The organism is Brevibacterium sp. RIT 803, from assembly GCF_016892625.1.
Classification (GTDB): Bacteria; Actinomycetota; Actinomycetes; order Actinomycetales; family Brevibacteriaceae; genus Brevibacterium.
On sequence record NZ_JAFEMW010000001.1, the window covers coordinates 225,233 to 251,580 of the forward strand.

23 protein-coding genes and 2 tRNA genes are annotated in these 26,348 nt (G+C 64.0%); 11 read left to right on the forward strand and 14 right to left on the reverse strand.

Translation table 11 applies throughout. The features are described from left to right. Positions 1–17: 17 nt before the first annotated feature. From JTF07_RS00985 to thiL, 3 genes are read right to left on the reverse strand one after another with little or no spacing between them, the layout of a single operon-like run. On the reverse strand, positions 18–2,165 hold the full coding sequence (locus JTF07_RS00985) for an ATP-dependent DNA helicase RecG (RefSeq protein ID WP_204232486.1): 2,148 nt from the start codon (positions 2,163–2,165) through the stop codon (positions 18–20). Further along, positions 2,162–3,823 carry a DAK2 domain-containing protein gene (locus JTF07_RS00990; RefSeq protein WP_204232487.1) on the reverse strand — a complete coding sequence of 554 codons (1,662 nt, stop codon included), beginning with the start codon at positions 3,821–3,823 and terminating at the stop codon, positions 2,162–2,164. The genes JTF07_RS00985 and JTF07_RS00990 overlap by 4 nt, the downstream gene beginning before the upstream one ends. A 1-nt stretch (position 3,824) precedes the next feature. Further along, entirely contained in the window at positions 3,825–4,877 is a 1,053-nt protein-coding gene (gene thiL / locus JTF07_RS00995; protein ID WP_204232488.1) for a thiamine-phosphate kinase, read from the reverse strand. A gap of 32 nt (positions 4,878–4,909) precedes the next feature. Here thiL and JTF07_RS01000 point away from each other — a divergent pair, with 32 nt between their 5' ends. Next, the gene (locus tag JTF07_RS01000) at positions 4,910–5,428 is read left to right on the forward strand and encodes a DUF3515 family protein (RefSeq protein WP_252199213.1); all 519 of its coding nucleotides are present in this window, start codon (positions 4,910–4,912) and stop codon (positions 5,426–5,428) included. A 68-nt stretch (positions 5,429–5,496) separates the two neighbouring features. Here the strand turns inward: JTF07_RS01000 and JTF07_RS01005 are convergent, their stop codons facing one another. The 7 genes from JTF07_RS01005 to leuC form a co-directional block, all read right to left on the reverse strand. Then, positions 5,497–6,612 carry a D-alanine--D-alanine ligase family protein gene (locus JTF07_RS01005; RefSeq protein ID WP_204232489.1) on the reverse strand — a complete coding sequence of 372 codons (1,116 nt, stop codon included), beginning with the start codon at positions 6,610–6,612 and terminating at the stop codon, positions 5,497–5,499. Between the two features lie 56 nt (positions 6,613–6,668). Next, positions 6,669–7,202: a YbhB/YbcL family Raf kinase inhibitor-like protein gene (locus JTF07_RS01010; RefSeq protein ID WP_204232490.1), complete on the reverse strand. Its 534-nt coding sequence runs from the start codon at positions 7,200–7,202 to the stop codon at positions 6,669–6,671. A gap of 77 nt (positions 7,203–7,279) precedes the next feature. Next, on the reverse strand, positions 7,280–8,293 hold the full coding sequence (locus JTF07_RS01015; protein ID WP_204232491.1) for an NAD(P)H-dependent glycerol-3-phosphate dehydrogenase: 1,014 nt from the start codon (positions 8,291–8,293) through the stop codon (positions 7,280–7,282). After that, positions 8,290–9,057 (reverse strand): lysophospholipid acyltransferase family protein, encoded by a 768-nt coding sequence (locus JTF07_RS01020; protein ID WP_204232492.1) that lies wholly within the window; start codon positions 9,055–9,057, stop codon positions 8,290–8,292. The genes JTF07_RS01015 and JTF07_RS01020 overlap by 4 nt, the downstream gene beginning before the upstream one ends. Continuing rightward, the gene (gene murA / locus JTF07_RS01025) at positions 9,054–10,370 is read right to left on the reverse strand and encodes a UDP-N-acetylglucosamine 1-carboxyvinyltransferase (protein ID WP_204232493.1); all 1,317 of its coding nucleotides are present in this window, start codon (positions 10,368–10,370) and stop codon (positions 9,054–9,056) included. The genes JTF07_RS01020 and murA overlap by 4 nt, the downstream gene beginning before the upstream one ends. A gap of 198 nt (positions 10,371–10,568) precedes the next feature. Then, positions 10,569–11,168: a 3-isopropylmalate dehydratase small subunit gene (gene leuD, locus JTF07_RS01030; RefSeq protein WP_204232494.1), complete on the reverse strand. Its 600-nt coding sequence runs from the start codon at positions 11,166–11,168 to the stop codon at positions 10,569–10,571. 13 nt (positions 11,169–11,181) lie between these two features. Continuing rightward, a complete protein-coding gene (leuC, locus tag JTF07_RS01035; RefSeq protein WP_204232495.1) occupies positions 11,182–12,672 on the reverse strand; it encodes a 3-isopropylmalate dehydratase large subunit in 1,491 nt (496 codons plus the stop codon). A gap of 196 nt (positions 12,673–12,868) precedes the next feature. On the opposite strand from leuC, the gene JTF07_RS01040 reads away from it, so the two are divergent. From JTF07_RS01040 to JTF07_RS01075, 8 genes are all read left to right on the forward strand, one after another. Beyond that, positions 12,869–13,585, forward strand: a complete 717-nt coding sequence (locus JTF07_RS01040) for an IclR family transcriptional regulator (RefSeq protein ID WP_009882470.1) — start codon at positions 12,869–12,871, stop codon at positions 13,583–13,585. Between the two features lie 10 nt (positions 13,586–13,595). Further along, positions 13,596–14,369, forward strand: a complete 774-nt coding sequence (locus JTF07_RS01045) for a DeoR/GlpR family DNA-binding transcription regulator (RefSeq protein WP_204232496.1) — start codon at positions 13,596–13,598, stop codon at positions 14,367–14,369. Positions 14,370–14,514: 145 nt separating this feature from the next. After that, a complete protein-coding gene (locus JTF07_RS01050; protein WP_204232497.1) occupies positions 14,515–15,603 on the forward strand; it encodes an ABC transporter substrate-binding protein in 1,089 nt (362 codons plus the stop codon). Between the two features lies 1 nt (position 15,604). Beyond that, on the forward strand, positions 15,605–17,176 hold the full coding sequence (locus JTF07_RS01055; protein WP_353843840.1) for a sugar ABC transporter ATP-binding protein: 1,572 nt from the start codon (positions 15,605–15,607) through the stop codon (positions 17,174–17,176). Then, on the forward strand, positions 17,173–18,141 hold the full coding sequence (locus JTF07_RS01060; RefSeq protein WP_204232499.1) for an ABC transporter permease: 969 nt from the start codon (positions 17,173–17,175) through the stop codon (positions 18,139–18,141). Before JTF07_RS01055 ends, JTF07_RS01060 begins: the two co-directional genes overlap by 4 nt. Then, positions 18,138–19,232, forward strand: coding sequence for an ABC transporter permease (locus tag JTF07_RS01065; RefSeq protein ID WP_204232500.1), 1,095 nt, complete (start codon positions 18,138–18,140; stop codon positions 19,230–19,232). Before JTF07_RS01060 ends, JTF07_RS01065 begins: the two co-directional genes overlap by 4 nt. A 115-nt stretch (positions 19,233–19,347) precedes the next feature. Then, positions 19,348–21,045: a sodium:solute symporter family protein gene (locus tag JTF07_RS01070; protein WP_204232501.1), complete on the forward strand. Its 1,698-nt coding sequence runs from the start codon at positions 19,348–19,350 to the stop codon at positions 21,043–21,045. A gap of 17 nt (positions 21,046–21,062) precedes the next feature. Beyond that, a complete protein-coding gene (locus JTF07_RS01075; RefSeq protein ID WP_204232502.1) occupies positions 21,063–21,347 on the forward strand; it encodes a hypothetical protein in 285 nt (94 codons plus the stop codon). Positions 21,348–21,394: 47 nt separating this feature from the next. Here JTF07_RS01075 and galK read toward each other — a convergent pair whose 3' ends face one another. Together galK and galT are read right to left on the reverse strand one after the other, a co-directional pair. Then, positions 21,395–22,630 (reverse strand): galactokinase, encoded by a 1,236-nt coding sequence (gene galK / locus JTF07_RS01080; protein ID WP_204232503.1) that lies wholly within the window; start codon positions 22,628–22,630, stop codon positions 21,395–21,397. After that, the gene (galT, locus tag JTF07_RS01085; RefSeq protein WP_252199215.1) at positions 22,627–23,763 is read right to left on the reverse strand and encodes a galactose-1-phosphate uridylyltransferase; all 1,137 of its coding nucleotides are present in this window, start codon (positions 23,761–23,763) and stop codon (positions 22,627–22,629) included. The genes galK and galT overlap by 4 nt, the downstream gene beginning before the upstream one ends. Positions 23,764–23,943: 180 nt before the next feature. On the opposite strand from galT, the gene JTF07_RS01090 reads away from it, so the two are divergent. Continuing rightward, positions 23,944–24,912 (forward strand): aldose 1-epimerase family protein, encoded by a 969-nt coding sequence (locus JTF07_RS01090; RefSeq protein ID WP_204232505.1) that lies wholly within the window; start codon positions 23,944–23,946, stop codon positions 24,910–24,912. 72 nt (positions 24,913–24,984) lie between these two features. After that, positions 24,985–25,854 (forward strand): DUF4282 domain-containing protein, encoded by an 870-nt coding sequence (locus JTF07_RS01095; RefSeq protein WP_204232506.1) that lies wholly within the window; start codon positions 24,985–24,987, stop codon positions 25,852–25,854. A 211-nt stretch (positions 25,855–26,065) separates the two neighbouring features. Here JTF07_RS01095 and JTF07_RS01100 read toward each other — a convergent pair. Beyond that, positions 26,066–26,138, reverse strand: a tRNA-Glu gene (locus tag JTF07_RS01100). 38 nt (positions 26,139–26,176) lie between these two features. Then, a tRNA-Gln gene (locus tag JTF07_RS01105) sits at positions 26,177–26,248 on the reverse strand. Between the last annotated feature and the right edge of the window lie 100 nt (positions 26,249–26,348).

Consider the following 26,348-nt stretch of genomic DNA (forward strand, 5'->3'; position numbering starts at 1 on the left):
AGCGGGGTGGTCCGACATCAGTTCGCCTCGATGAAGTGGGCTGACTCGGCGGGCAGGACTCTCTTGATGAAGGTACGCAGGGCCGGCAGTGAACTCAGATCAGGGTCGACGGAGATGATCTTCTCCGCAATGGTTCTCGCCTCTTCGACGATCGGCGCATCGCGCAGAATGGACAGGTGCTTCAGCGACGATCCTCCCCACTGCGAGGCTCCGAGCACATCGCCTTCTCCCCGGGTGCCGAGATCGTACTCGGCCAGGGCGAAGCCGTCGAGGGTGCCGGCGACCTCACTCAGGCGCTCGAAGCTCTCATCGGATTCGGAAGCCTGGGTGAGCAGGAAGCACATGGCTGCGCTGCCGTCTCGTCCGACGCGGCCGCGCAGCTGGTGGAGCTGAGCGACACCGAATCGCTCCGCTTCGAAGACGACCATCATGGTCGCCCGCGGCACGTCGACTCCCACCTCGACGACGGTCGTGGAGACCAGGATGTCAGTCTCGCCGGAGACGAATGCCGCCATCGTCCGGTCCTTCTCCACCGGTGACATCCGCCCATGGAGAAGCTCGATCGAACGAGCCCGGAGCTCATCGGAGTTCTTGAGCTTGTCCCGCAGGTCCTCAATTCCCTCTCTGCTGCCGACCACTTCTCCCGTTTCGGGATCTTCGATGTCGGAGGGGTCAATCCGCGGGAAGACGACGAATGTGCCGCGGCCGTCCTCGGCCGCCTCGTCGATGAGTTGGAGGACCCTGCCCAGCCAATTCGGATGGTCCCCCAGTGACACAGCGTGGGTGGTGATGTCCTTGGTGCCGGCGGGCATCTCGTCGAGAGTGGAGACGTCGAGATCGGCGAAGACGGTCATCGCGACGGTCCGCGGGATCGGCGTCGCGGACATCACGAGCGTGTGCGGGACCTTGAGCCCGGCTTTCGCCCGCAGTGCCTCGCGTTGTTCGACGCCGAACCGATGCTGCTCGTCAACGACGATGAGGCCCAGTCTGTCGAACATCGTCGTATCCGACATCAGCGCATGCGTGCCGACGACGATGTCGATCTGACCGGTGGCGAGATCGAGCGCCAGCTGTTTTCGTTCGCGGGCCGGCATCGACCCCGTCATCAGCGCCACCCGCACCTGATCATCGCCCGAGAGCAGAGGACTCAGCGCCATCTGGTCGCGAAGGAGGCTCTCAATGGAGCGGAAATGCTGAGTGGCGAGCACCTCTGTGGGCGCGAGCATCGCGGCCTGGGCTCCCGAATCGACGGCAGTGAGCATGGCCCGCAATGCCACGACGGTCTTGCCGGAGCCGACGTCGCCGTGGAGGAGGCGATGCATCGCCGAACGCCTGCCCATATCTGCCTCGATCTCCTCGCCGACCCGCAGCTGAGAGGCGGTGAGGTAGAAGGGCAGACTGTTGTCGAACCGCTCGCTTCTGGCTCCGACGTTGAGCAGAGGTGTGGCCTCGAGCTTTTCGTAATCGGCCTTACGGGAGACGAACTCCGCCTGCAGGGCGAGCGCCTCTTCCCATTTCCAGCGCTGTTTCGCCTTCTCCGTCGCCGCTGCAGACCTGGGCCGATGCATATCGTTGAATGCGGTGCGCAGGTCGGGCAGGTCAAGGTTCTCTCGCATGGCGGTCGGCAGGGGGTCCTCGAACTCGGCAGGGTCCGCGACGTCGAGGAGAACCTTGATGGCCTTCCACAGTCGTGTCTGAGCGATGCCCTTGACTCGTGAATAGACGGGGAACGGTGAGTTGAGGTCCTCCGGGGTCCACTTCTCATCGTGTTCGTCCCGATTGAGCCAGGTGGGCGAGTTCAGGGTCAGCTGCCCGCGGTATTCCTCGACCTTCCCGGCGAAGACGACGGTGAGTCCGGGCACCAGCTGGCTGTCCAGCCAGCGCTGGTTGAAGAAGGCGATCTTCATCGACTGCTGTCCGTCGTGGACGATCACATCGGTGATGGTGCCGCGGCGCTTCTGCATGCGCCGGGTGTCTACGGAGATGACCTCGGCCTGGAGGATCGCGGTCTCCCCCAACGGGAGTCCGCCCAGAGGCGTCTTCTCTCCGGGCACGAGGAATCTGCGCGGGAAGAAGCGGAAGAGATCCGCCACCGAGGTGATCCCTCGCTTCTTGAGTGCACCGCGGTCTCGTGCGGTGAAGTAGTCGTCGAGGCGGGCGCTCATTCGACTCCCATGATGAGGAGCGTCGCCCGGTCTCTCGAGTCGATGTCCTGGAACCTCACCTGAGAGTGTGATTTGCGGATCCAGTCCCGCAGGTGCGAGAGGACATCGGGTGCGCACCCGGGACCGTGGACGACGGTGAGGAGCTCTCCCCCGGCACCCAGGAGGCGATCGGCGAGCTTCTCGACCAGGGTCGTGAGTTCGGTGCTCTGAGTCTTCACCTTCCCGTCGATGAAGACCCGGTAGAACTGCGAGGGATGGGAGAGCGGGATCCTGCGCATGCCCACCGTGCTGGAGTCGAGCATCGATCCAGGCTCCGAACCCGCTCCCGGAACGTCGTCGATGACCGGCAGGGCACCTGTCGGCGGATTGAGGGCAAGCTGTTCGGCCGAGACGATGGTGCCCACACGGGTGCCGGCAGCAGCCTCGGTCATATCGGCGAAGATCTCTGCGGACGGGGCGAAGGGATCATGGACCGTGAGTGCCGAGAGCAGAGTGGCGAAATTGCGGGAGCGGACCACTTGTCCACCGGAGACCTGTCCCAGTGCTTTCAGGACGGTCGTCGAGCTGGGGACGACGATGACCGCACGGTCTTCCTCGGCGATGATGTCCCTGGTCATGGCCCGCACGTCACCGAAATCCGGCGTCAGGGCACTTGCCCCGTTGAGCGCGCAGTGCATGAGGAGCCCGGTGCCCGAGACGATGGCCACCAGGTGGGTTTCGCCCTCCTCCTCGTGCAGACGCAGGTCTTCCATGTCCAGACGGGCGATGCCGTAGCCGGCGAGGTGGTCGAGAATGGTCACGGCGGTGGCCTCGTCGGCGACATGGACGTGAACCTTGGGTCCATTGATGACGATCGATGTCCCGCCGAGGTCATCGAGCACCTCGGCGAGGGTGTTCGTCTTTTCGGAATCGGTGGATGCCGGATAGGTGGCCAGGATGGCGACGATCTCGAGTTCATCGGCACTGGCCTGATGGACGATGCGCGGTGACCTGGTGACTTCGCCGAGCATCGAATCCTGCGGTGTCCGGCCGGTGACCGTGGCGTAGAGGAGATCGAAGAGCTCCACGATCCCCGTCGAACCGGCATCGACGACCTCGGCTTCACGAAGCACTGGCAGCTGCCCGGTGGTCTCGCGCAGTGCCGAGCGGGAGCGCAGGCGCACCGCAGAGATGAGGTCGATGAGATTCGCCCCATTCTCGGCCTTCTCTGCTGCCTCGGTGGCCATGGCGTCGAGGACCGTGAGCATGGTGCCGTCGACGGGCCGGGCCACGGACTGCCGGGCCCTGGCGGAGGCGAGTTCGAGGGCTGCGGCCATGGCTTCGGGCGTCGCTACGGTCACGCCCTCCAGGGCATCGGCGACGCCTTTGAGTGCGACTGCGAGGATGAGTCCGGAGTTTCCGCGGGCACCGCGTCCTGCCCCCTCTGCGAGAGCCGCGACGACCTGGGGCAGTGTGACGGGTCCGGTGAGTTCTTCGACGGCCAGGTAGGCGGCGCGCAGGGTGTGGTACATGTTCGTGCCGGTATCACCGTCGGGGACAGGGAAGACGTTGAGTTCGTCGATTTCGACGCGTTCCTTGCGCAGACGATCAACGGCCCGCCGAGCCCACCTGGCGGCCAGACGCCCGTTGAGGCCGATGGCTTGATTGGGTCCGCTCATGTCACTTCCCGAAATGGCTGAAGCCGCTCGTCGGCACCGGTGCGCCGTCGAGACTGACCCCGCTGCCGACTCTCATCTCTCCGATTCTCCGCCAGCCTACCGGAGGTGTGTCGAACTGCGCCGACGACGCGACGAAGCCATGGTCCTCTCCCCCGTTGAGCACCCAGGCCAACGCCAGCTCCTCAGCCTCTGCGGCAGCCTGCGCGGCCCCTTCGCCTGACTGGGCACCCTCGATGGCGCCCGTCAGGTGCCGTGCTGCAGGCAGCAGCTCATCGATGAGCTCGTGGAGTGAGGAGCGGTCGATGCGGGCGTGGACGCCCGAGGCCGACGCGATCTGCCCCACGTCCGTGCTCAGCCCATCGGAGACATCGACCATCGCCGAGGCTGCCCCCATGTTCAGGACGGCCGCATAGTCCGGCTGTGGAGCCAATTGGGTGGTGATGAGTGACGTCAGGCTCTCATCGAGATCAGCATCCCCGTCGACTTCAGCATCCCCGTCGACGCCGGCGAAGAGGAGATCCAATCCGGCTGCGGCACGTCCGATGGTCCCCGCCAGGTAGATCGAATCGCCCGGCCGCGCACCCGAGCGGGTGATCGCCGCACAATCGGCGACGGTGCCCAAAGCGGTGATCGCGATGACGATGAGGCCCGAGGATGAGAGGTCTCCGCCGATGATCGGGATCTCGCAGCCCAGGTCGTCACCGGCACGCTCCGCCTCGGCGACAATCCCGGCAAAGAGCGCTTCGAGGTCCTCTATCTCGGTCGAGTTCGGCACGGCCAGTGACACCAGCAGCCCATGAGGTCTGGCGCCCATGACGCACACATCGGAGAGGTTCTGTGCTGCGGCTTTGATCCCGAGCCTGCCCCAGTCGAGCCAGGCACGAGTGAAATCCTCGTTCTCCACGAGCATGTCCGCGGTCGACACCAGGTTGCCGTCCACCGCGGTCACCGCGGCATCGTCTCCGGGTCCGATGACCACCTGCGAACCGCTGCGATTGTGAGAGAGGATGCGTTCGAGCACGTGTGATTCGCCAAGTTCGGACAGTCGGGTCATGGCTCAAGGTTATCGGGAGATACGGTAGTTGTATGAGATCTCGTCGCCTCCGCCCGTCGCCTCAACGTTCGACTCGTAAGGCGCGCACCATCGCCCTGGCCGCCATCGCCACCGTGGTGGCCGGAGTCAGCCTGGCAGGGTGTGAGCGCACGGTCGTCGTCGAGCCTGCTCAGGACGCGCAGAATCCCGACTGCGCCGACATCATGCTGCGTATGCCCGATGAGATCGCCGGCGCGAAATCACGCACGACATCCTCCCAGGGCACGAAGGCATGGGGAGATCCCAATATCGCAGTGGTCCGCTGCGGAGTCACCCCGCCCGGACCGACCACCGATCAGTGCGTGAGCGTGAGCAGCGTCGACTGGATCTCCAAGGCCTCCGAGGAGGACGACACTTGGGTCTTCACCAGCTACGGTCGTACCCCGGCAGTCGAGGTCCTCGTCAACCGCAAGGCGGAATCGGGCAACAATGTACTCGCAGCGATCTCGCCGGCGCTGACTGCTGTGAAGCCTGAGGCCAAGTGTGTGGGAGCCCAAGACCTCGACAGCTGAGCAGGTGTGCTCAGGGACGGCAGAAGCCCCAGATCCAGCGCGACTGAATGGGTGCGCGACTCGGGGACTCAGTGGGTGCGGGCGTGGTCGGCCAGGGCGATGGTGATGAGCTCTGAGATGAGCTCCGGGTATTCGATGCCGGAGTTCGACCACATGAACGGGTACGCCGAGGTGGGGGTGAACCCCGGGAGCGTGTTGATCTCGTTGATGAGGACGTCACCGGCATCTGTGACGAAGGTGTCGACTCGTGAGAGTCCTGTGCAGTCGAAGAGCCGGAAGACCTGGGCCGAGAGTTCTTGGATCCGGGCTGTCGTCTTCTCATCGACGCGTGCCGGGCAGGTCAGCTGCGCATCGGCGAGATTGAGGTATTTGGCCTCGAAGTCATAGAACGAGTGTTCGCCGGAGACTTCGATCTCTCCGGGGAACGAGACACGGACCTCACGGTCATGAACCGAGCCGAGCACCGCGCACTCGATCTCACGGCCGACGACCTGTGGTTCGACGATGACCTTGGAGTCATGCTCGAAGGCAGAGCGCAGCGCCTGATCCAGACCCTCGGCGGACTCGACGCGGCTGACTCCCATGGACGATCCTGCCCGTGCCGGTTTGACGAATACGGGCAGACCAAGTCCGGTGATACGAGCCTCGGCGTCGGCCTGCTCTGATTCCCACATGGTCTCGGTCACGAGCTCCCAGGGGCACGTCGGAATTCCGGCGTGGGCCATGAGGGACTTCGTGTAGTGCTTGTCCATGCTCGCCGCCGAAGCGAAGACCCCGGAACCGACGTAGGCCGTGTCGCTGAGCTCGAACAGGCCTTGCAAGGTTCCGTCTTCCCCGTACCGGCCGTGCAGGAGAGGGAAGTAGACGTCGACGGATCCGAGTTCGGTGTACTGCCCCTCGGCGTCCCGCTGCAGCAGAGGTGAGCCCTGAGCGGAGATCGGGGGGATGACCTCGGTTCCGTTGTCAACGACCTCTGGCATGTCAGCCGGGTCGAAGGCCATCGTCGACCAGTCTTCGACGATGCGCCACACACCGGCCTTCGTGATGCCGATCGGCAGAACGCGGTAGGCGTCGGTGTCGATGGCCTGGATGACCCCGGCAGCAGTGACGCAGCTGACGGCGTGTTCGCTCGATCGTCCGCCGAAGAGGACTGCGACGAGTGGCCGGTGATCAGATTCAGGCATAGAAATCCTTGGTCGTTAGCGCGCGTGACCGTTTGTACGGACTGGAAAACTCTAGCTCACTTGAGCTCGAACGTGCATTCCAGGGATGCACGAGCGATGCCTTTGAAGAACATGTTGAACCCGGCGAAGGCCGGCGAGGCAGATTCGTCGAGGCCAAGCGGCTGCGCCAGTGCTGTGACGATGAAGAAGTAACGGTGCGGTCCGTGACCCTGTGGTGGGGCGGCACCGACGAAGCGAGGTTCGCCCGCATCGTTGCGCAGGGTCACTGTTCCAGCAGGCAGAAGGTCCGCCGAGGGATCGCCGGCGTTGGCGGGCAGGCTGGTTGTCGACGCGTCGAGATCGGTCACGACCCAGTGCCAGAAACCGGAGCCGGTGGGTGCGTCCGGGTCGTAGCAGGTCACGGCGAAGGCCTTGGTCTCTTCGGGGAATCCCGACCAAGACAGCTGCGGGGAGACGTCCTGGCCGCCGTCGACGCCCATCGCGCCCGAGAGCTGAGGTCCGCTCAGTTCGCCCCCGTTCTCGATGTCCGTGCTGGTGAGAGTGAAGGTCGGAACTTCGGAAAGGTTGTAGAACGGTGAGTTGACGCTCATGTCTGCTCCTTGTCGTGCGGTGTAGTGGTCGTACGATGTCGTGGTCGTGCGATGTGGTGCCGGACGGCCTGAGGTGCTCAGGCGGGTGGTCCCTCGTGCTTACGCTTCCGAGACAACAGCAAACCAGCGAGTTCGTCAACCCTCAGCTGTCCTCCGAGGACCGCACACACGGCTTCGGTGATCGGCAGGTCGACTGAGTACCTGCGTCCCAGAGCGAGGATGGCGGGCGCCGATTTCACTCCCTCAGCGGTCTGCGAGGTGTGAGCGATGACATCGTCCAAGCTCATGCCCTCGCCGAGGTGGCGCCCGAATGTCCGGTTCCGCGACAGCGGCGAGGCACATGTGGCGACGAGGTCGCCGAGTCCGGCCAGACCCGAGAGGGTGTGCGGCTGGGCACCCATGGCAGCGGCCAGACGAGAGGTCTCGGCCAGGCCGCGGGTGATGATCGAGGCTTTCGAGTTGTCGCCGAGCTTCTGACCGTCGGCGATGCCGACTGCCAGGGCGATGACGTTCTTCACGGCACCGCCCATCTCGACGCCGACGACGTCGGTGTTGGTATAGGGCCGGAAGTAGCCGTTCGCGCTGATCTCAGCGACCACCTCGGCGGTCTCGATGCTCTCCGAGGCCACGACAGTGGCTGTGGGCTGACGATCGGCGATCTCACGGGCCAGGTTCGGGCCGGAGACGACCGCGATCTGGGTGGAGTCCACCTCGGCGACCTCGGCGATGACCTCGGACATGCGTTTGCCCGTGTCGACTTCGATGCCCTTCATCAGGCTCACGAGCTTCACTCCTGGGCGCAGGTGCGGCTTCCACCGGCTCAGGTTCTCCCTCAGGGTCTGCGCGGGAACGGCGAGGACGATGACCTCGGCGTCTGCGACGGCGGCGATGTCATCGGCGGTCGCGCTCAGCAGCTCAGGCAGGACCCGGTCGCCCAGGTACCGTTCGTTGGTGTGCGAGGAGGTGATCTCCTCGGCGACCTCGGACCGGCGAGCCCAGAGGGTGACGGGGAATCCAGCATCGGCGACGACAGCGGCATAGGTTGTCCCCCATGATCCGGCGCCCAGCACTGCGGTCTTCTCGACGCTCATTCGCCGACCTCCTTGTTGTGGAATCTCGCCGGCAGCTCACGGTTCGAAAGCTCGCCGACCATCCCTGCGATGGTGTTCGTCAGACGGTGGGTGAGCACCGTCTTGGCCCTCTTCTCCTCGCGGTGGGGCCACAGGTCCTCGTAGTCGAGGGAAGGCCCGAATCCGACGATGCAGCTGTGGCTCAGCGGTTTGAACCTCGGCAGTCGAGATCCGCGCGGATAGATTCCGTTGAGTCCCCAGTGGGCGACGGGAATGATCGGCGCCCCGGTTTCAAGGGCGAGTCGGGCAGTGCCGGATTTGAAGTGCTGGGGCCAGAAGTCCGGGTCCTTGGTCAAGGTTCCCTCGGGGTAGATGACCACGGTCTGGCCGTTGGCCAAAGCATCTTTGGCGTATTCGAGCGAGTCCCCAGCCTGTCCTGAGGCTCGCAGCACGGGGATCTGGCCGATCGTCTTGAGGATCGTTCCGAGTACGCCGGAGAACAGAGACGACTTCGCCAGGAAATGCGGCATCCGACCGTGACGTTTGAGGGCCAGGCCCACGAGGATCGGGTCGAGGTGGTTCGCATGGTAGGCGGCGATGATGGCGGCCTTGCCCGGCGGCGGCAGATGTTCGGCCCCCGTCACCGTCATCTTCGTGGCCGTGCGCATGAGCCCGAAGGCTGCGGTGGCGGCGATGGTGCCGGCCCGGTTCTGCGCACGCACTGAGGCGGGATCGAAGGAGACGAGGTCGTGATCATTCGAGTCCGGCTCGGTCACCGCACTCATGCGGCTACCTCGGCCCCGAGACCGAGAAGCTTGTCGAGGAAGTTCTCGTATCCGCGGTTGATGAGCTCGATGCCGTGGACCTGGCTGGTGCCGCGTGCTGCCAGGGCTGCGATGAGGTGGCTGAACCCACCGCGCAGATCGGGCACGTCGATACGTGTTCCGGTGAGTTCGGTAGGCCCGGAGACCACGGCTGAATGCTGGTAGTTGCGACGCCCGAACCGGCAGGGTGTGCCGCCCAGGCATTCGCGGTACAGCTGGATCTGGGCACCCATCTCACCGAGCGCATGGGTGAAGCCGAAGCGGTTCTCGTACACGGTTTCGTGGATGATCGACAGTCCCTCGGCCTGGGTCATGGCAACGACGAGCGGCTGCTGCCAATCCGTCATGAAGCCCGGGTGCACGTCGGTCTCCAGCGCGAAGGACGTGAGCTTGCCACCGGGGTGGCGGAAACGGATCCCGGTCTCCTCGACCTCGAATTCGCCGCCGATGCGCCGGAAGACGTTGAGGAAGGTGATGAGCTCGGGCTGAGAGGCACCTTCGACGAAGATGTCTCCGCCGGTGGCCAGCGCGGCAGAGGCCCACGAGGCGGTCTCATTGCGGTCCGGCAGCGCGCGGTGGATGAAGCCGCGCAGGGTCTCCACGCCCTCGATGCGCACCACACGGTCGGTGTCGACGGTGATGATGGCGCCCATCTTCTGCAGCAGGGCGATGAGATCCATGATCTCGGGTTCGATGGCCGCATTGCGCAGCTCGGTCACGCCTTCGGCGCGGACCGCGGTCAGCAGAACCTGCTCGGTGGCACCCACAGAGGGGAAAGGCAGTTCGACCTTCGTGCCCTGGAGTCGTCCTCGGGTGGTGAGCATGATGCCGCCGGAGGTCTTGTCGACCTCGGCACCGAACTGCCGCAGCACATCGAGGTGGAAGTTGATGGGACGATCACCGATGTGGCAGCCGCCCAGATCCGGAATGAAGGCTTGGCCCAGGCTGTGCAGGAGGGGTCCGCAGAAGAGGATCGGGATCCGAGAGGAACCGGCGTGCGCATCGATGTCGACGATCGATCCCTGTGCCATATCGGAGGGGTCCAGGTGAAGTTCACCATCGGACAGCTGCCCATCGGCCCCGGGCGTGACCCGAACCCCGTGGAGCTCGAGCAGACCGGTGACGATCTCAACGTCCCTGATCTGCGGCACTCCGCGCAGCACGGAGGGCGTCTCTCCCAACAATGAGGCGACCATGGCCTTGGGAACCAGGTTCTTGGCACCTCTGACCTGGACGGTTCCACCTAACGGGTTACCGCCGCGAACTTCGAGCATGTTCCTCCCTGCGTCACACTTGCACCCGGTAGGATCCGGACGTCGCCCAGACTAGTCCGGACTCGTCCAAGACTAGCGCAGACGCGGCGTGGGTCCCCTGTGGCACGGCTCTCAGACCGTCGCGTTCGACGATTCGAGCCTCCACTGAAAGGGCTCAGACCTTCACTGAGAAAGCGTCAGACTTTCGCTGAGGAAGGTTCAGACCTTCGCGGGCAGAGTCGTCGGCTTGAACCTCGCCCGTTTGGACTCGAAATCGGAGATCTCGGATTCCTTGGCCAAGGTCAGGCTGATGTCGTCATGGCCTTCGAGGAGGCGCCAGCGCGTGTAGTCATCGATCTGGAACGTCACCGTGACCGAATCGCAGGTCACGGTCTTCGCGTTCAGGTCCACGGTGATCGGGGTGCCCGGGTGGTTCTCCAGGATCTTCCAGATCAATTCGATGTCGTCCTGTTCCAGCTGAGCCGCCAAAAGGCCCTCTTTGCCGGAGTTGCCGCGGAAGATGTCTCCGAAGCGCGAGGAGAGGACGACGCGGAAACCGTAGTCCTTCAGGGCCCACACGGCGTGTTCACGCGATGAGCCAGTGCCGAAATCAGGTCCGGCCACGAGGACGGAGCCGGCCGAGAAGTCAGGGTCGTTGAGGACGAAATCGTCGTTCGTCCGCCACCGGTAGAACAGCGCGTCCTCGAACCCGGTGCGGGTGACCCGCTTGAGGAACTTCGCCGGGATGATCTGGTCGGTGTCGATGTTGGCGCGACGCAGCGGGACGCCGATGCCGGTATGTGTGCTGAAAGCTTCCATCAGTCGTCAGTCCTTAAGCGTTCGCCGAGGTGGGGGTCGGTGTCAGTGTCAAGGTGGGCTTATCGTCCGTCCACGCCACCGGTTCGGCGTCGCGTGGGAGATCCTTGACGTCACCGGGCGAGGACAACGTCCCGCGCACGGCGGTGGCCGCTGCCACGAGCGGGGACACCAGGTGGGTGCGCCCGCCCTTGCCCTGACGGCCTTCGAAGTTGCGGTTCGAGGTTGAGGCACAGCGTTCACCGTCGGCCAGCTGGTCCGGGTTCATGCCCAGGCACATCGAGCAGCCAGCGAAGCGCCACTCACCTCCGAAGTCCTTGAAGATCACGTCGAGGCCCTCGTCCTCGGCCTGCAGACGGACCTTAGCCGATCCGGGAACAACCATGAAGCGGACGTTCTCGGCCTTCTTCCGACCGCGAACCACCTCGGCGGCGGCACGCAGGTCTTCGATGCGTGAGTTCGTACACGAACCGAGGAACACGGTGTCGACTTCGATCTCACGCAGCGGGGTGCCCGGCGTCAGACCCATGTAGGCCAGAGCATTGGCGGCCGATGCCTTGTCGTTCTCGTCGGCGAAGTCATCGGGTGAGGGCACCGAGGCCGACAGCGGCAGACCCTGGCCCGGGTTGGTTCCCCAGGTCACGAACGGCTCGATGTCCTTGGCCTCGAGGACGACCTCATGGTCGAAGGTGGCGCCCTCGTCGGTGTACAGAGTCTTCCAGTACTCGACTGCGGCGTCCCAGTCTTCGCCCTCGGGTGCGTGCGGACGGCCCTTGACGTAGTCGAAGGTGGTCTCGTCCGGGGCGACCATGCCGGCGCGGGCTCCGGCCTCGATCGACATGTTGCAGATGGTCATCCGCGCTTCCATCGACAGCGCGCGAATCGCCGAACCGCGGTATTCGAGCACGTAGCCCTGCCCGCCGCCGGTGCCGATCTTCGCGATGATGGCGAGGATGATGTCCTTGGCGCTCGAGCCTTCGGGCAGTTCCCCGTCGACGGTGATCGACATCGTCTTGAACGCCTTGAGGCTCAGCGTCTGAGTGGCGAGCACGTGCTCAACCTCTGAGGTGCCGATACCCAGTGCCAGCGCACCGAAGGCGCCGTGAGTGGAGGTGTGCGAGTCACCGCAGACGACGGTGGTGCCCGGCTGGGTCAGGCCCAGCTGTGGGCCCACGACGTGGACGATTCCCTGGTCGGCATCGCCGAGGCTGTGCAGCCGGATCCCGAATTCCTGCGTGTTCTGCCGCAGGGTTTCGATCTGCGTGGCAGAGGTGGGCTCGGCGATGGGCTTGTCGATGTCCCAGGTCGGAGTGTTGTGATCCTCCGTGGCGATCGTCAGGTCGGGGCGGCGCACTGGGCGCCCGGCAAGTCGGAGACCGTCGAATGCCTGCGGGCTGGTGACTTCGTGGACGAGGTGGAGGTCGATGTAGATGAGGTCGGGCGCACCGTCTTCGCCCAGGGATACGACGTGATCGGCCCAGACCTTCTCGGCCAAAGTGCGTGGCATGATTCCTCCCGCTGGTACAGGGATTGCCTGTACGTGCTTACTGCTGTGACGACCCGTTTTCGGGCGTGGGTGACATTCGATCTGACCACTCGGCGAGTGCGCGATGTGCGCTCGACGAGTTCGTACAGGAAACCTACTCGCCCGTATCGCATTTCGAACTTGCATCTCGCCCACTGAGACGCGCACAATAGTGTCTATGACAAGCAATGGTAGCGGCGTCGGAGTCATCGACAAGGCCGCAATGGTTCTCTCCGCCCTTGAGGCTGGACCCGCGTCACTGGCCGAGCTGGTCTCACTGACCGGACTCGCCCGACCCACTGCCCACCGTCTGGCCGTTGCGCTCGAATTCCATCGCATCGTCGGGCGTGATCTGCAGGGTCGCTTCGTCCTCGGCCCACGCCTGGCCGAACTCTCCTCAGCCGCTGGCGAGGACCGCCTGCTCGCCGCGGCCGGACCGGTGCTCGGCCAGCTGCGCGACCAGACCGGCGAGTCCGCCCAGCTCTTCCGCCGCCAGGGCGACCTGCGCCTGTGCGTAGCCGCCGCCGAACGCCCCGTTGGCCTGCGCGACTCGGTGCCGATCGGTGCCACCCTGAGTATGCGCGCGGGTTCCGCCGCCCAGGTGCTCTTGGCCTGGGAGGAACCCGACCGCCTGCATACCGGTCTGCGCGGTGCCCGCTTCTCCGCCACCATGCTCTCCGGTGTCCGTCGCCGAGGCTGGGCCCAGTCGATAGCCGAACGTGAACGAGGAGTCGCCTCCGTCTCGGCCCCGGTGCGCGGACCCAGCAATCGCGTCGTGGCCGCTGTGTCGATCTCCGGCCCCGTGGACCGCCTGACCCGTCAACCCGGACGCCTGCACGCGAAGTCCATCATCGAAGCGGCCCGGACCTTGAGCGAAGCCCTCATCAGAGGCTGAGGACAACCCCATGATCGCCGCCCAAAGACGAAACGTGATCATCGAGACGATCGAACGAGACGGCGCCGTCTCCATCGCCGCCCTTTCGGATCTGCTGAGCACCTCAGCGGTGACGGTCCGTCGTGATCTCGATCAGCTCGCTGATGAAGGACGCCTGACCCGTACCCACGGAGGCGCGGTCGCCTTCTCCAGTGCCCGCGAATCGACGTATGCAGAGAAGCTCGAGCAGGCACTGGCGGAGAAGACTGCGATTGCGCGGGCCGCAGCCAAACATGTGCGCAACGGCGATGTCGTCGCCCTGGGCCCCGGCACCACGACCGAGCTGCTTGCCAAGGAACTCAGCGATCGCTCGGGCATCCGCATCGTCACCAATTCCCTCCTCGTCGCCGAGGCGATGGTCTCCTCCCCCGACGTCGAAGTCATCGTCGTCGGTGGAATCCTGCGGCACTCGATCCGAGCCTTCGTCGGCGGCGGCACGGTCTCAGCGCTTTTGGGCCTGAGAGCGGACACGGTATTCCTCTCGGGCAACGGGCTGGCCGCGGACTTCGGCCTCTCCACTCCCGCATTTCCTGTGGCCGACACCGACCGAGCCATGGCCGCCGGAGCCGGAAAGGTCACCGCGCTCGTCGACCACACGAAGGTCGGCCTGCGCTCCTCGGTGCTCACGGTCCCCACGGAGGAGATCGACCAGCTGATCACGGATTCCGGCAGCGACGGCGCCGAGCTGGATGCACTGCGCACCGCCGGCATCGATGTCGAGGTCACCAGCACCTCAGCGAGCTGACCGGCGACTCGCGCCCAGCTCGCCGGAGCCTCTCGACCTCTCGATCTGATGACGATCAGGTGTCACTTCTTGATTGTTTTGTTGTGATTCTGATAACTTCTGATCAATCGCGGCGATGGCGCCGTGCTGGACAGAAGAGGTACCTATGAAAACCGCACCACCGCGTTCAGTCCTCCAGGCCACTGCATTCCGAGTGTCCGCAGTCGCGGCAGCAGGTGCTCTCCTGCTGTCCGGCTGCACGAACGAAGGGTCGACGTCCGATCCGACGAGCAGCGGCGAGGCCGCCCAGGCAGCCGACAGCGCAGGTTCTTCAGGCCCCACCTGCACGATGGACGACTACGGAGTCGACACGATCGATCTCAAAGGGGCCAAGATCGGCTTCTCCCAATCAGAACCGGACTCTGCGAGCTTCAGAGCCGCAGAGACGAAGTCACTCAAAGACGCAGCCAAAGAGGCGGGATCAGATCTCGTCGTCACCAATGCCAACAATGAACTGCCCAAGCAGATCAGCGATATCGAGAATCTGCTCAGCCAGGATATCAAGGCACTGGTCATCGCCCCGGTCAACTCCGACGGTCTGGACTCTGCACTCAAGGCGGCCAAGGAGAAGAAGGTTCCTGTGGTCACCATCGACCGCAAGGTGACCAACAAATCCTGCGATGACTACCTCACGTTCATCGGCTCGGACTTCGTCAAACAGGGCGAGCGCGCCGCCGACGCCCTGGCGAAGGCCACAGACGAAAAGGCCAAGGTCGCGGTTCTGCTCGGCCCCTCGGGCAACAACGTCACCGATGGTCGGCAGAAGGGCTTCAAGGACCAGGTCAAGGCCGAGTATCCCGACATCGAGATCGTCGCGGAGCAGACGGCCAACGCCTCACGGTCGGAGGGCCAGGAAGTCACGGCTCAGCTTCTCCAGTCGAATCCCGAGATCGACGCCGTCTACGCCTTCAACGACGAAGAGGGCCTGGGCGCGATGGCTGCGATCCAGGAAGCGGGCAAGACACCGGGTGAGCAGGTCAAGATCGTGTCCATCGACGGCACGAAGAATGCGGTGGAGGCCATCGTCGACGGCAAGTACAACGCGGTCATCGAATCCAACCCTCGGTTCGGTCCGCTGGTGTTCGACACCCTCACGAAGTTCTACGACGGTGAGAAGATCCCTGAGGACATCATCATCAAGGACGGCGAATACACCTCCGACAATGCACAGCAGCAGGTCGGACAGGCATTCTGACGTGGCGGAGCCCGGATCCCCCTCGGCCGAGACTCAGCCGGCATCGGCAACCCAGCCTGTGCTGTCTGCGCGTGGACTGAATAAGTCCTTCTCCGGCGTGCATGTGCTCCGCGATGTCGACTTCGCTCTCGGCCCCGGGACCATCCACACGATTGTGGGTGAGAACGGGGCTGGGAAGTCGACCCTGATCAAGTCGCTGACCGGGGTCTATCAGGCGGATTCCGGCAGCATCGAACTTGCCGGGACCCCGGTGTCATTCAACCATCCGTCCCAGGCTCAGGACGCGGGGATCTCGACCGTCTACCAGGAGGTCAACCTCGTCCCGCTCCTCTCGGTCGCGCGCAACATCTTCCTCGGACGTGAGCCTCGCACGCGCCTGGGACTCATCAACCTCAAGGAGCTGAATTCTCGTGCCGCCGAGGTGGTGGCCGACCTGGGAATCGACGTCGACGTGACCGCCGAGCTAGGTGCGCTGGGGTTGGGGGTCCAGCAGATGATCGCGCTGGCGCGGGCCGTGACCACCGAGGCGAAGGTCATCATCATGGACGAGCCGACCTCCTCACTCGAACGGCGCGAGGTCGACGTCCTCTTCGGAGTCGCACGTCGGCTCCGGGATCAGGGTGCTGGGATCGTCTTCGTCTCCCACCGTCTCGACGAGCTGTGGGATCTCTGCGACGAGGTCACGATCCTCCGCGATGGTGAGGTCGTCCACACCGGTGCGATGGCTGACCTTGATCGCCGATCCCTCATCTCGGCCATGCTGGGCCGCGACATCGCCGAGCACGGCATGACATCGTTCGCTGAGGATTCTCCCTCCGCTGCAGACTCTTCCCCCACCGCCGAAGTGGTGCTCGAGGCAATCGGACTGAATGCTCCGGGACATCTGCACGACGTCGATGTCGAGGTTCGGGCCGGTGAGATCATCGGCCTGGCCGGACTGCTGGGATCAGGACGCAGCGAAACCGTCAAGGCGATCTACGGTGCCCTCGACACGAGCGCCGGTTCGGTCGCCGTCAACGGTGCACCCATTCGACGACAATCGGTGCCTGCGGCACTGAAGGCCGGCATCGCTCTGCTCTCCGAAGACCGCAAATCCGAAGGCATCGTGCCTGAGCTCTCCGTCCGCGACAACATCGTCCTGGGCATCCTGTCCCGTGTGGCCACTGCCGGAGTGCTGTCGCGAAAGAAGATCGACGAACTCGTCGACACCTACATCGATCGTCTGGGAATCAAGGTGGCTTCGCCCAGACAGCTCATTTCGGAACTCTCGGGAGGCAACCAGCAGAAGGTCCTCATCGCCAGATGGCTGGCCACCCAGCCGTCGGTCTTCCTCCTCGATGAACCCACCCGCGGAATAGATGTCGGAGCCAAGCAGGAGGTCCAGGCACTCATCGACGAACTCGCTGATCGGGGGATGGCCGTCGTCCTCATCTCCTCGGAGACCGAGGAACTCGTGGCCGGATCCGAATCCGTCATCGTGCTGCGTGACGGTGAGATCAGCGAGATCCTCACCGGCGATGAGGTCGACAACACGCGCCTCCTGCAGTCTCTGGTCTCGGGAGGTCGGGAATGACCGGAGCCGCAGCCACCACCTCGGCGCCGGTGAGACGCTCAACCTCGGTGCGCACGTGGATCGCCGCCTACGGTGTCTACCTCGCTCTTGCCCTGCTCGTCGTCGTCAACGTCATCATCACCCCGCACTTCCTCACCGTGTCCAACCTGCGCCTGCAGCTGATCCAGACCGCGCCGGTGCTCATCGTCGCTCTCGGGATGGCGATGGTCATCGGCACGAAGGGCATCGATCTCTCCGTCGGCAGCGTCATGGCCCTGTCGGCCGCGGTCATGCCGCTCTACATCGGGTATGGGACGATGCCGGCGATCATCGTGGGCATCGTCGCCGGTGGGCTCAGCGGGCTGATGATCGGCCTCCTCGTCTCCCATTTCGGGCTCCAACCGATCGTCGCCACCCTCGCCGTCCTCATCGGCGGACGGGGTTTGGCCAATGTCATCGGCGGTGAGATCAAGAATCTCTCCGATCCCGGCCTCGCGGTCCTGGGCACCGGTTCCATGTTGGGCGTGCCCTATTCGGTGCTCAGTGCGATCGTGTTCGTCATCCTGGTCGGCTTCCTCATGCGCCGGACCTCGTTCGGAGTCATGATCGAGGCGATCGGCGGCAACAAACGTGCAGCTGAGCTTGCCGGCATTCGGATCAAGTCGGTGCTCGTCACCGTCTATGTCCTCTCCGGCCTGCTCGCGGCCTTCGCCGGGATTCTCGTCGCCGCCCGGTCACAGGCCAGCGACCCGCGCACCCTAGGTCTGCTCATGGAGCTCTCCGCCATCGCAGCCGTCGTCATCGGCGGAACGTCGCTGGGCGGCGGCCGCGTCAGAGTCCTCGGCACCGTCGGAGGCGCACTGCTCATGCAGCTCATCGTCTCCACCTTGGTCTCCCACAATGTTGCGGACTCGATCTCGCAGATGGTCCAGGCCGTGGTGATCGTCGTCGCGGTCGCGCTCCAAGTCGGGAGGAGGAGAACATGACGAACCAGGATCCCATCGATGTGGTCTCTGCCAACCAGACGGCTCGCTCACGCATCGAGATGCTGGCCAGACTGACCCAGCGCAACGGCGCCCTGGCCATTCTGCTCGGACTCGTGGTGATCACGTCGATCGCGTTTCCGTCCTTCGCCTCGGCGGGGAATCTGTCTCAGATCGCCCTGCAGTCCGCATTCCTCGCTCCCCCGGCCCTGGGGCTGACCTTCGTCATCTTCACCGGCGGAATCGATCTGTCCGTCGGATCGGTCTTCGCCCTCGGCGGCGTGCTTGCGGCGTGGGCCTCGCAGTACGGCTTCCTTGCCGCGGTGCTCCTGCCTCTCATCGTGTGCACACTGATCGGGCTCATCCAAGGGGCAATCATCGCCGGCACGTCGATCCCGGCATTCATCGTCACCCTGGCCGGACTCCTTTTCGCCCGGGGTCTGCTGCTGGCGCTGACCCAGGAGGGCTCTGAAACGTACAAGGTGCCCGCCGAGGCGGCGTTCCTCCAGCTCAGCCGCGGCTCGTTTCTGGGATTGGGCTATCCGGTCTGGATCGTCATGGTCCTCTTCGCCATCGGCGTCCTCGTCCTGCATCGGACCTCCTATGGCTCCACCCTCCTGGCGATCGGAGGCCAACCGGATGCCGCTTCGCTGATGGGTCTGCCCGTGCTGCGCTCGACACTCATCGTCTATGCGGTCAGCGGCACGATGGCAGGTCTGGCCGGCGCCTTGACGGCCTCATACACGGCCTCCGGTGTCACGACTCTGGGAGTGGGCCTTGAACTCACCGCCATCGCCGCGGTCGTCCTGGGCGGGACCCTGCTCACCGGCGGGGCCGGCACGGTCGTCGGTTCGCTGGTCGGCGTCACGCTGCTGCAGGTAGTCGCCAATCTCATCAACCGCCTCGGGCTGACGAATTCGAACTGGCAGGCCGTCGTCAACGGTGCCGTCCTCCTCGTCGTCGCGGTCGCACAGGTTCTCCTCTCGCGGGTCCAGGCAACGGAGCGTGAGCGCAGACGCGGAGGCGAGGTCGCGGGTATCTCCGACACGCCGGGGGCAGGGGGAGAATCCCCGCTCACAGGCGAGCGATCATAAACAATCAAAACTTTTCATGTTCGATCACTGGAGATCGGTCGATCCGTCCTCTAGAGTATCCGTTTGAGGTGGCTTTGATCACAAGGAGCCATTCACCGAAGACGTTGGAGGAACCTTGGAAGACATCCGCCTGGACGCTCAGTGGATCGACTATCTGCTGATCGCGATCTACTTCGTATTCGTCCTCGGAATCGGCTGGTTCGCCAAGCGCGGCATCTCCTCGAGCATCGAGTTCCTTCTCTCCGGGCGCAGCCTTCCGGCATGGGTGACGGCCTTGGCCTTCGTCTCGGCGAACCTCGGTGCCGTCGAGATCATGGGGATGTCGGCCACCGGCGCCCAGTACGGCATGCCGACGATGCACTACTTCTGGATCGGCGCGGTCCCGGCGATGCTCTTCCTCGGTGTGGTCATGATGCCCTTCTACTACGGCTCGAAGGTCCGGTCCGTTCCCGAGTTCATGCGCAGACGCTTCGGCACCGGCGCCCACCTCGTCAACGCGCTGTCCTTCGCCGTCGCTCAGATCCTCATCGCCGGCGTCAACCTGTTCCTCCTCGGCACGATCGTCAATCGTCTCCTCGGTTGGCCGCTGTGGATCGCCCTGGTCGTCGCTGCCGCCATCGTCTTGTCATACATCACGCTCGGCGGGCTGACCGCTGCCATCTACAATGAGGTGCTTCAATTCTTCGTCATCGTCGCGGCTCTGCTGCCGCTGACGATCATCGGCCTCAATCGCGTGGGCGGTTGGGACGGTCTTGTGGCGAAGGTCAGCAATGACGGCATGCTCGGGGCCGAACAGCTGAGCAGCTGGCCGGGAGAGCAGCTCTCCGGGTTCTCCAACCCGGTGCTCTCGGTGGTCGGGATCGTGTTCGGGCTCGGCTTTGTGCTCTCCTTCGGCTACTGGACGACGAACTTCGTCGAGGTCCAACGTGCCATGGCTTCGAAGAGCATCAATGCCGCACGACTGACTCCGATCCTCGGCGCCTTCCCGAAGATGCTCATTCCGTTCATCGTCATCATTCCCGGAATGATCTCGGCGGTCCTCGTGACCCAGATGACGAAGTTCAAGCAGATCGCGTCCAGTGTGGACGAGGCGACCGCCCAGTCCCAGACCGGAGTGACCTACAACGATGCGCTCCTGCTGCTCATGCGCGAGGTTCTGCCCAACGGTCTGCTCGGCGTCGCCATCGCCGGCCTGCTCGCCGCGTTCATGGCCGGCATGGCCGCCAACATCTCCGCGTTCAACACCGTCTTCAGCTATGACCTGTGGCAGCAGTACGTGGTCAAGGACCGCGACGACGCCTACTACCTCAAGGTCGGCCGCTACGCCACGGTCGGCGCCTGCATCGTCGCGATCTTCACCGCTCTCATCGCCGGCAACTTCGCCAACCTCATGGACTACCTGCAGACTCTGTTCGGCTTCTTCAACGCACCGCTGTTCGCCACCTTCATCCTCGGTATGTTCTGGAAGCGCATGAGCCCGACTGCCGGCTGGGTCGGACTGGTCGGGGGCACCCTCTCGGCCGTCGCGGTATTCGTCCTCAGCGAGACCGGCGTGTTCGACCTGCCCGGTCAGGGCGCAGCGTTCCTTGCCGCCAGCACGGCGTTCGTCGTCGATATCCTCCTCTCGGTGATCGTCACCTTCAGGACCACACCGAAGCCTGCCCATGAACTGCGAGGGCTCGTCTATTCGGAGACGCCGAAGACCGACTTCGAAGATCTCAGTGAACCGAAGCCCCCGATCTGGAAACGCCCGGTACCCGTTGCGGGAGTCGCGCTGGTCCTCGTCATCATCCTCAACGTGGTCTTCGGCTGAAGGAGCAAGTGAGAACAATGAGCAAAGCCAACGAACTGACCAAGACCGCAGGTGCCTTCGACATCCGAAATTTCATCGGCGTGCTGCTGGGGATCTTCGGAGTCATCCTCGCCATCGCAGGTGTGGTCGACTACACCCCCGACGAGGCGGAGCGGACCGGCGGAATCGATGCCAACCTCTGGACGGGAATCGGCCTCATCCTCGCTGCGGTCTTCTTCATCGCCTGGGCCAGGCTGCGTCCGATTCGCATCATCGCCGATGAGTCGACCGAGGTGGCCGAGACCGGCGAGACCCGCGCCTAGTCCGGCCATGCGTTTCCACTGCCTCGTCGGCCGATTGTCCTGCCAGGTCAGGCGATTCTGCCCGCACCCTTTCCCGGACTGACTGCGAAGATATCGGGCCTGCGGAATCCGTGGTCGGCGAACGTCGCGCGGACGGCCTCGCCAACCTGGTCGACATTCGCCGTGTCGACGAGTGCGATCGCCGAACCCCCGAAGCCGCCGCCGGTCATCCGCGCTCCGATCGCACCGGCCGACATCGCTGCCGCGACAGCGGTGTCGAGTTCGGTGCACGAGACCTCATAGTCGTGGGCGAGGGAATCGTGTGAGGCAAGCAGAAGGTTTCCGATTCCGCGAATGCCGTGGCTCTCGCCGCCGCCCTCTAAGAGGTCGACCGTGGCTCGGACCCGGGCGTTCTCAGTCAAGACGTGCCGCACCCGCTTCTTCTGCTCCTCGTTGAGTGGGCCAAGGTCCACGCTCTCATCGAGTTCGCGCAGACTCGCAGCTCCGAGGATCCTGGCGGCCTCCTCACAGGTGCGGCGCCGGTCGCCGTATCCGCTCTCACTGTGAGAGTGGGACACGCGGGTATCAATGACAAGCAGCCGCAGCCCTTCGGCTTCGAGGTCGAAGGGGATCTGTCGAGTCCGAAGGTCCCGACAGTCGAGGAAGAGTGCATGCCCAGCCTCGGTCATGATCGAGGCCGCCTGATCGACGATTCCGGTTGGAGCCCCGACGAAGTCGTTCTCGGCGCGCTGGGTGAGCAGTGCCTTCTCTCGGTCGTCGAGTCCGATCCCGCAGATCTCGTCGAGGGCGATGAGAACCGCCACCTCGAGGGCATGGGAGGAAGACAGACCGGCTCCTACGGGGACACTCGATTCGATGTAGAGGTCGATGCCGCCGACGATCGTGCCCGTCGTCTTGGCGATCTCATCGACGACACCCGCCGGATGGCTGAGCCAGCTCGGCAGAGCTCCGGGGAGGAGTTCTTCGGCCGTGAACTGGCCTGCGAGCCTCTCCCCCGACTCGTCTCGATGGTCGGAGACGATCCGAATGCTCTCCTCGCGCCGAGGCGGTGCCGCAGTTCCGTGTCCATGATCCTCCGAACGGCACTGAGGACGCCGGCCGATGGCCACGTGAACGGCCCTGTCAATGGCGATGGGAAGGACGAACCCGTTGTTGTAGTCGGTGTGTTCTCCGATGAGATTCACGCGCCCGGGAGCCCGGAAGCAGTCGTTCGGCGGATAGCCGAACACCGCCTCGAACTCGCGGCGCAGGCTGGGATCCGTCGGAGCGGTGGCCGCGCTCATCTGGGACCGTCTTCGAGCGCGGTCGACACCGCACGCAGCCGTGCCGCGGTCTCTTCGGCGGAGACGTCACCGACGAAGGCTCCCATGGCCGCTTCGGATCCAGCGAGGAATTTCAGCTTGTTCTCGGCACGTCTGGGGCTGGTGATCTCGAGATGCATCCATTCTGCCGAGCGGTCCGCACAGTTGACCGGCGCCTGATGCCAAGCTGCGATGTATGGGGTGGGAGTCGAATACAGATTGTCGATCCTTCGCAGCACCTCGGGGTAGATGCCAGCGAGGTCGTCGCGTTCGGCATCACCTAGTTCGTCGAGTCCCAGCACCTGCCGGTGCGGGACGATGTGGACTTCGACGGGCCACCGAGCTGCAAAGGGCACGAAGGCAGAGAAGTATGCCGACTCAAGGACCATCCGCTCCCCCGAGCCGCGTTCGAAGTCGAGGACGTCGCCCAGCAGCGGCCTGCCCGTCTCACGCTTGTGCTGCACCGCTCGAGCCGAGGTGATGACGGTGTGCGGGGTGACGAACGGATAGGCATAGATCTGGCCGTGCGGGTGATTCATCGTCACACCGATCTCCTCGCCCCGATTTTCGAACACGAAGACCTGCTCGATCCCCTCTTGTGCGGCGAGCTCGCTGCTCCGGTTCGCCCAGGCGTCGATGACCGTGCGGGCACGTGCCGGGTCGAGGTCGGCGAACGATCCGTTGTGCTCGGACGAGAAGACGACGACCTCACAGCGTCCGTGGGCAGGGGCGGTCAGTGCGGGTTCGGAGGCCGCCTCGGCGAATTTCTGCCGTGGATCGGCAGGCACCGCTCCGAGTGATGGCCCCAGCGAAGGGAACCGATTCTCGAAGACGACGACATCGTAGTCGGCGACAGGGATCTCGGTGGGTCGTCCGGGTGCCGAGGGGCAGAGGGGACATTCGGCGGCCACGGGAAGATGCGTTCGTGACTGTCGATGTGTGGCCACGGCCACCCACTCGCCAGTGAGCAGGTCGAAACGCAGCTGTCCGCCGGTAGGACGTGGTTCTGCCGGTCGATGGTCCTCGGCAGGTGGTGCCGCCGTCGAATCTGCGTCCTGGAAGAACAAGATGTCTCTGCCGTCGGCAAGCGTGCTCCGACGAACCTGTGTGCTCAACGGACACCCACGAGTTCGGCGGCTCGTCGGTGGAAATGAGAAAAGCTGCACTGACCCATCAGACCTCCCAAAACTGATCATTTTCGATCATAATGCTAACATCTGCATGGGAGAGATCCCAGATCTCGCGTAGAATTCTGGGACACCGGAATATCCGCTCACCACCTGCTCAGGAGTCGCATGACCGATCTCATCGAGCTCGCCCTGGGCGACGACAGCGCCGTCGTCTCCACAGACGGAGCAGCTCTGCTCGACTACACCGTCGGGGATCGTCCTGTCGTCGTCCAGATGTCCGCCTTCGACGGCGCCGTGCTGGCACCGTGGCCGAACCGTATCGCCGATGGACGCTATGACTTCAACGGCAGCTCCCACCAGCTGCCCATCACCGAGGTCTCACGCGGAACGTCCCTGCATGGTCTTGTGGCTGAGACCGACTGGAAGGTGAGTCACCGCAATGATGCCTCGGTACGGCTCGACACAGACATCTCCGGCCCGCCGGGGTATCCCTTTGAGTTGTCCCTTGAGGTGACCTACACCCTTGTCGAGAGTGAAGACGAGGGCGACGGTGCGAATGAATGCGAGGGCAGAGGCGAGCTCCGGGTCCTGGCTCTCGCGCGAAACATCGGGCACGAGACCGCCCCCTTCGGTTTCGGCTTTCATCCCTGGATCCATCCAGGCGCGGAACGAGTCGATCAGGCGCAGCTCCTCATTCCGGCAGAGACCTGGTTCGAGACCGATGACAGACTCATCCCCCAGACGGTCAGGCATTTCGACACCGGATCGTACATCCCCGCCGATCACGGGCCCGAAGAAGCATCCTGCGTCCTCTGCAAAGACTTCCGCGCACTGCGCACTCTTGGCCCGGCGATCCTCGACGACGCCTTCGGCACCCCGCAGCGCGGTGACGACGGGTGGTCGCGCGTGAGGCTGAGAGGAGCCGACGACAGGACGGTCACCATCGGAATGGATGAGAGCTTCCGGGCTTGGCAGCTGTGCACCGGAGACGAACTCGACCAGCCGCTTCGCCGCAGCGCCATCGCCATCGAACCGATGACGTGTCCTCCCAACGCCTTCGCCTCAGGTTCGGACTTCGATGCCATAGAGGCGCAGGGCGAACTCAGCGCGGAATGGACCGTCTCCTTACGTTGAGAGTTCTGGCTGCAAAGGCAGCCTGCACTGATAAGTTGCCACTATCGGCTTCAACTCGTGCGAAGGAATATTATGTCGACACCACAGAACCCGTACTCCGGTTCGGATGCAGAGAACAATCAGAACATCCCGGGCGATCAGCCTGCACCTGACATGAACCAACCGCAGGAACCCGCGACTGGCGAACAGACGGCTCACGAACCAGCTGCTCACGAACCCGCAGTCGGCGAACAGCCAGGTGACCACCAGTCGCATGCTGGCACTGCCCAGTATGGCCAAGGCTCACAGTTCAGTCAGAGTGATCAGTACAACAGCCAGCAGACTCAGTTCGGTCAGTCGGAACCGTACAGCCAGCCGAGCCAGTTCGGTCAGCAGCAGCAATTTGGCCAAGGCGGTCAGTACTCGCCTCAGGATCAATACGACCAAGGCAGTCAGTACGACCCACAGAACCAGTACGGTCAGTACGGACAGTCAGCTCAGCAGGGTCAGTACTATCAGGATGCTGACTACGCTGCATACAACCAAGGCAATTACGCCGGCTCCCAGCACGCTCCGGTGGGCAATTTCCAGCAGCCGGCAGCGCCGCAGAAACCTGGCGGAAGCGGCGGTTTCTTCAAGTCGCTCTTCGACTTCCGCTTCGATAATCTCATCGCCGTGCGATGGGCGGGATTCATCTACATCATCGCCATCGTTGTGGCTGCGTTGTCATGGCTGGGATCCATCATCGGCGGAATCGTCACAGGTGCAGCAGCAGGAGCGGCGACCAGCTATCTCAGCGATGGCCCGAGCTTCAGTCCGTGGCCGCTGCTGCTGGCGATCATCTTCGGCTGGATCATTCCCGCGCTCTGGGTGATCTTCGTCCGATTGGCACTCGAGCTCATCGTGGCCAACGTCAAGACGGCGGAGAACACGAAGAGGATCGCGGACTCCCTCGGGCGCTGAATCACCTCAGCATTCTCTCGGAGTGCATTCGCCCTGAGTTCGTTCGCTCTGAGTTGCAGTGATCGGCGTCGAAGCCGAGCTCTGTGACTCAGAGCGAGCTGATTCAAAAAGGTCTGGACCCGCGAGGCTCAAGACGGCTCGCGCATCTGCAGAAAAATGGCCGTGAATTAGAGCGAGCCCCACACCGATTCCTCGATGCGGGACTCAACCGTACCCCCGAGCAGGTTCGAACTGCCGTTTCCGCCTTGAGAGGGCAGCGTCCTAGGCCACTAGACGACGGGGGCCGATAAACAGCTCAGAGTCATACTCCCGATGCTGTCCGCTGGGGTACCAGGACTTGAACCTAGACTAAATGTACCAGAAACACTCGTGCTGCCAATTACACCATACCCCAATGTCATTCAGGCTCATCCCCGAAGGAATTTCCCTGAGCAACGAGATATAACTCTACACAAACCCCCCGCTCGACTCCAAATCATCGGGGCTCATTTTCG

Excerpts from the sequence above, each read along its gene's own strand:
- JTF07_RS00985 (WP_204232486.1), bottom strand. The coding sequence starts at position 2,165 with ATGAGCGCCCGCCTCGACGACTACTTCACCGCACGAGACCGCGGTGCA.
- JTF07_RS00990 (WP_204232487.1), bottom strand. The coding sequence starts at position 3,823 with ATGAGCGGACCCAATCAAGCCATCGGCCTCAACGGGCGTCTGGCCGCC.
- thiL (WP_204232488.1), bottom strand. The coding sequence starts at position 4,877 with ATGACCCGACTGTCCGAACTTGGCGAATCACACGTGCTCGAACGCATC.
- JTF07_RS01000 (WP_252199213.1), top strand. The coding sequence starts at position 4,910 with ATGAGATCTCGTCGCCTCCGCCCGTCGCCTCAACGTTCGACTCGTAAG.
- JTF07_RS01005 (WP_204232489.1), bottom strand. The coding sequence starts at position 6,612 with ATGCCTGAATCTGATCACCGGCCACTCGTCGCAGTCCTCTTCGGCGGA.
- JTF07_RS01010 (WP_204232490.1), bottom strand. The coding sequence starts at position 7,202 with ATGAGCGTCAACTCACCGTTCTACAACCTTTCCGAAGTTCCGACCTTC.
- JTF07_RS01015 (WP_204232491.1), bottom strand. The coding sequence starts at position 8,293 with ATGAGCGTCGAGAAGACCGCAGTGCTGGGCGCCGGATCATGGGGGACA.
- JTF07_RS01020 (WP_204232492.1), bottom strand. The coding sequence starts at position 9,057 with ATGAGTGCGGTGACCGAGCCGGACTCGAATGATCACGACCTCGTCTCC.
- murA (WP_204232493.1), bottom strand. The coding sequence starts at position 10,370 with ATGCTCGAAGTTCGCGGCGGTAACCCGTTAGGTGGAACCGTCCAGGTC.
- leuD (WP_204232494.1), bottom strand. The coding sequence starts at position 11,168 with ATGGAAGCTTTCAGCACACATACCGGCATCGGCGTCCCGCTGCGTCGC.
- leuC (WP_204232495.1), bottom strand. The coding sequence starts at position 12,672 with ATGCCACGCACTTTGGCCGAGAAGGTCTGGGCCGATCACGTCGTATCC.
- JTF07_RS01040 (WP_009882470.1), top strand. The coding sequence starts at position 12,869 with ATGACAAGCAATGGTAGCGGCGTCGGAGTCATCGACAAGGCCGCAATG.
- JTF07_RS01045 (WP_204232496.1), top strand. The coding sequence starts at position 13,596 with ATGATCGCCGCCCAAAGACGAAACGTGATCATCGAGACGATCGAACGA.
- JTF07_RS01050 (WP_204232497.1), top strand. The coding sequence starts at position 14,515 with ATGAAAACCGCACCACCGCGTTCAGTCCTCCAGGCCACTGCATTCCGA.
- JTF07_RS01060 (WP_204232499.1), top strand. The coding sequence starts at position 17,173 with ATGACCGGAGCCGCAGCCACCACCTCGGCGCCGGTGAGACGCTCAACC.
- JTF07_RS01065 (WP_204232500.1), top strand. The coding sequence starts at position 18,138 with ATGACGAACCAGGATCCCATCGATGTGGTCTCTGCCAACCAGACGGCT.
- JTF07_RS01075 (WP_204232502.1), top strand. The coding sequence starts at position 21,063 with ATGAGCAAAGCCAACGAACTGACCAAGACCGCAGGTGCCTTCGACATC.
- galK (WP_204232503.1), bottom strand. The coding sequence starts at position 22,630 with ATGAGCGCGGCCACCGCTCCGACGGATCCCAGCCTGCGCCGCGAGTTC.
- JTF07_RS01090 (WP_204232505.1), top strand. The coding sequence starts at position 23,944 with ATGACCGATCTCATCGAGCTCGCCCTGGGCGACGACAGCGCCGTCGTC.
- JTF07_RS01095 (WP_204232506.1), top strand. The coding sequence starts at position 24,985 with ATGTCGACACCACAGAACCCGTACTCCGGTTCGGATGCAGAGAACAAT.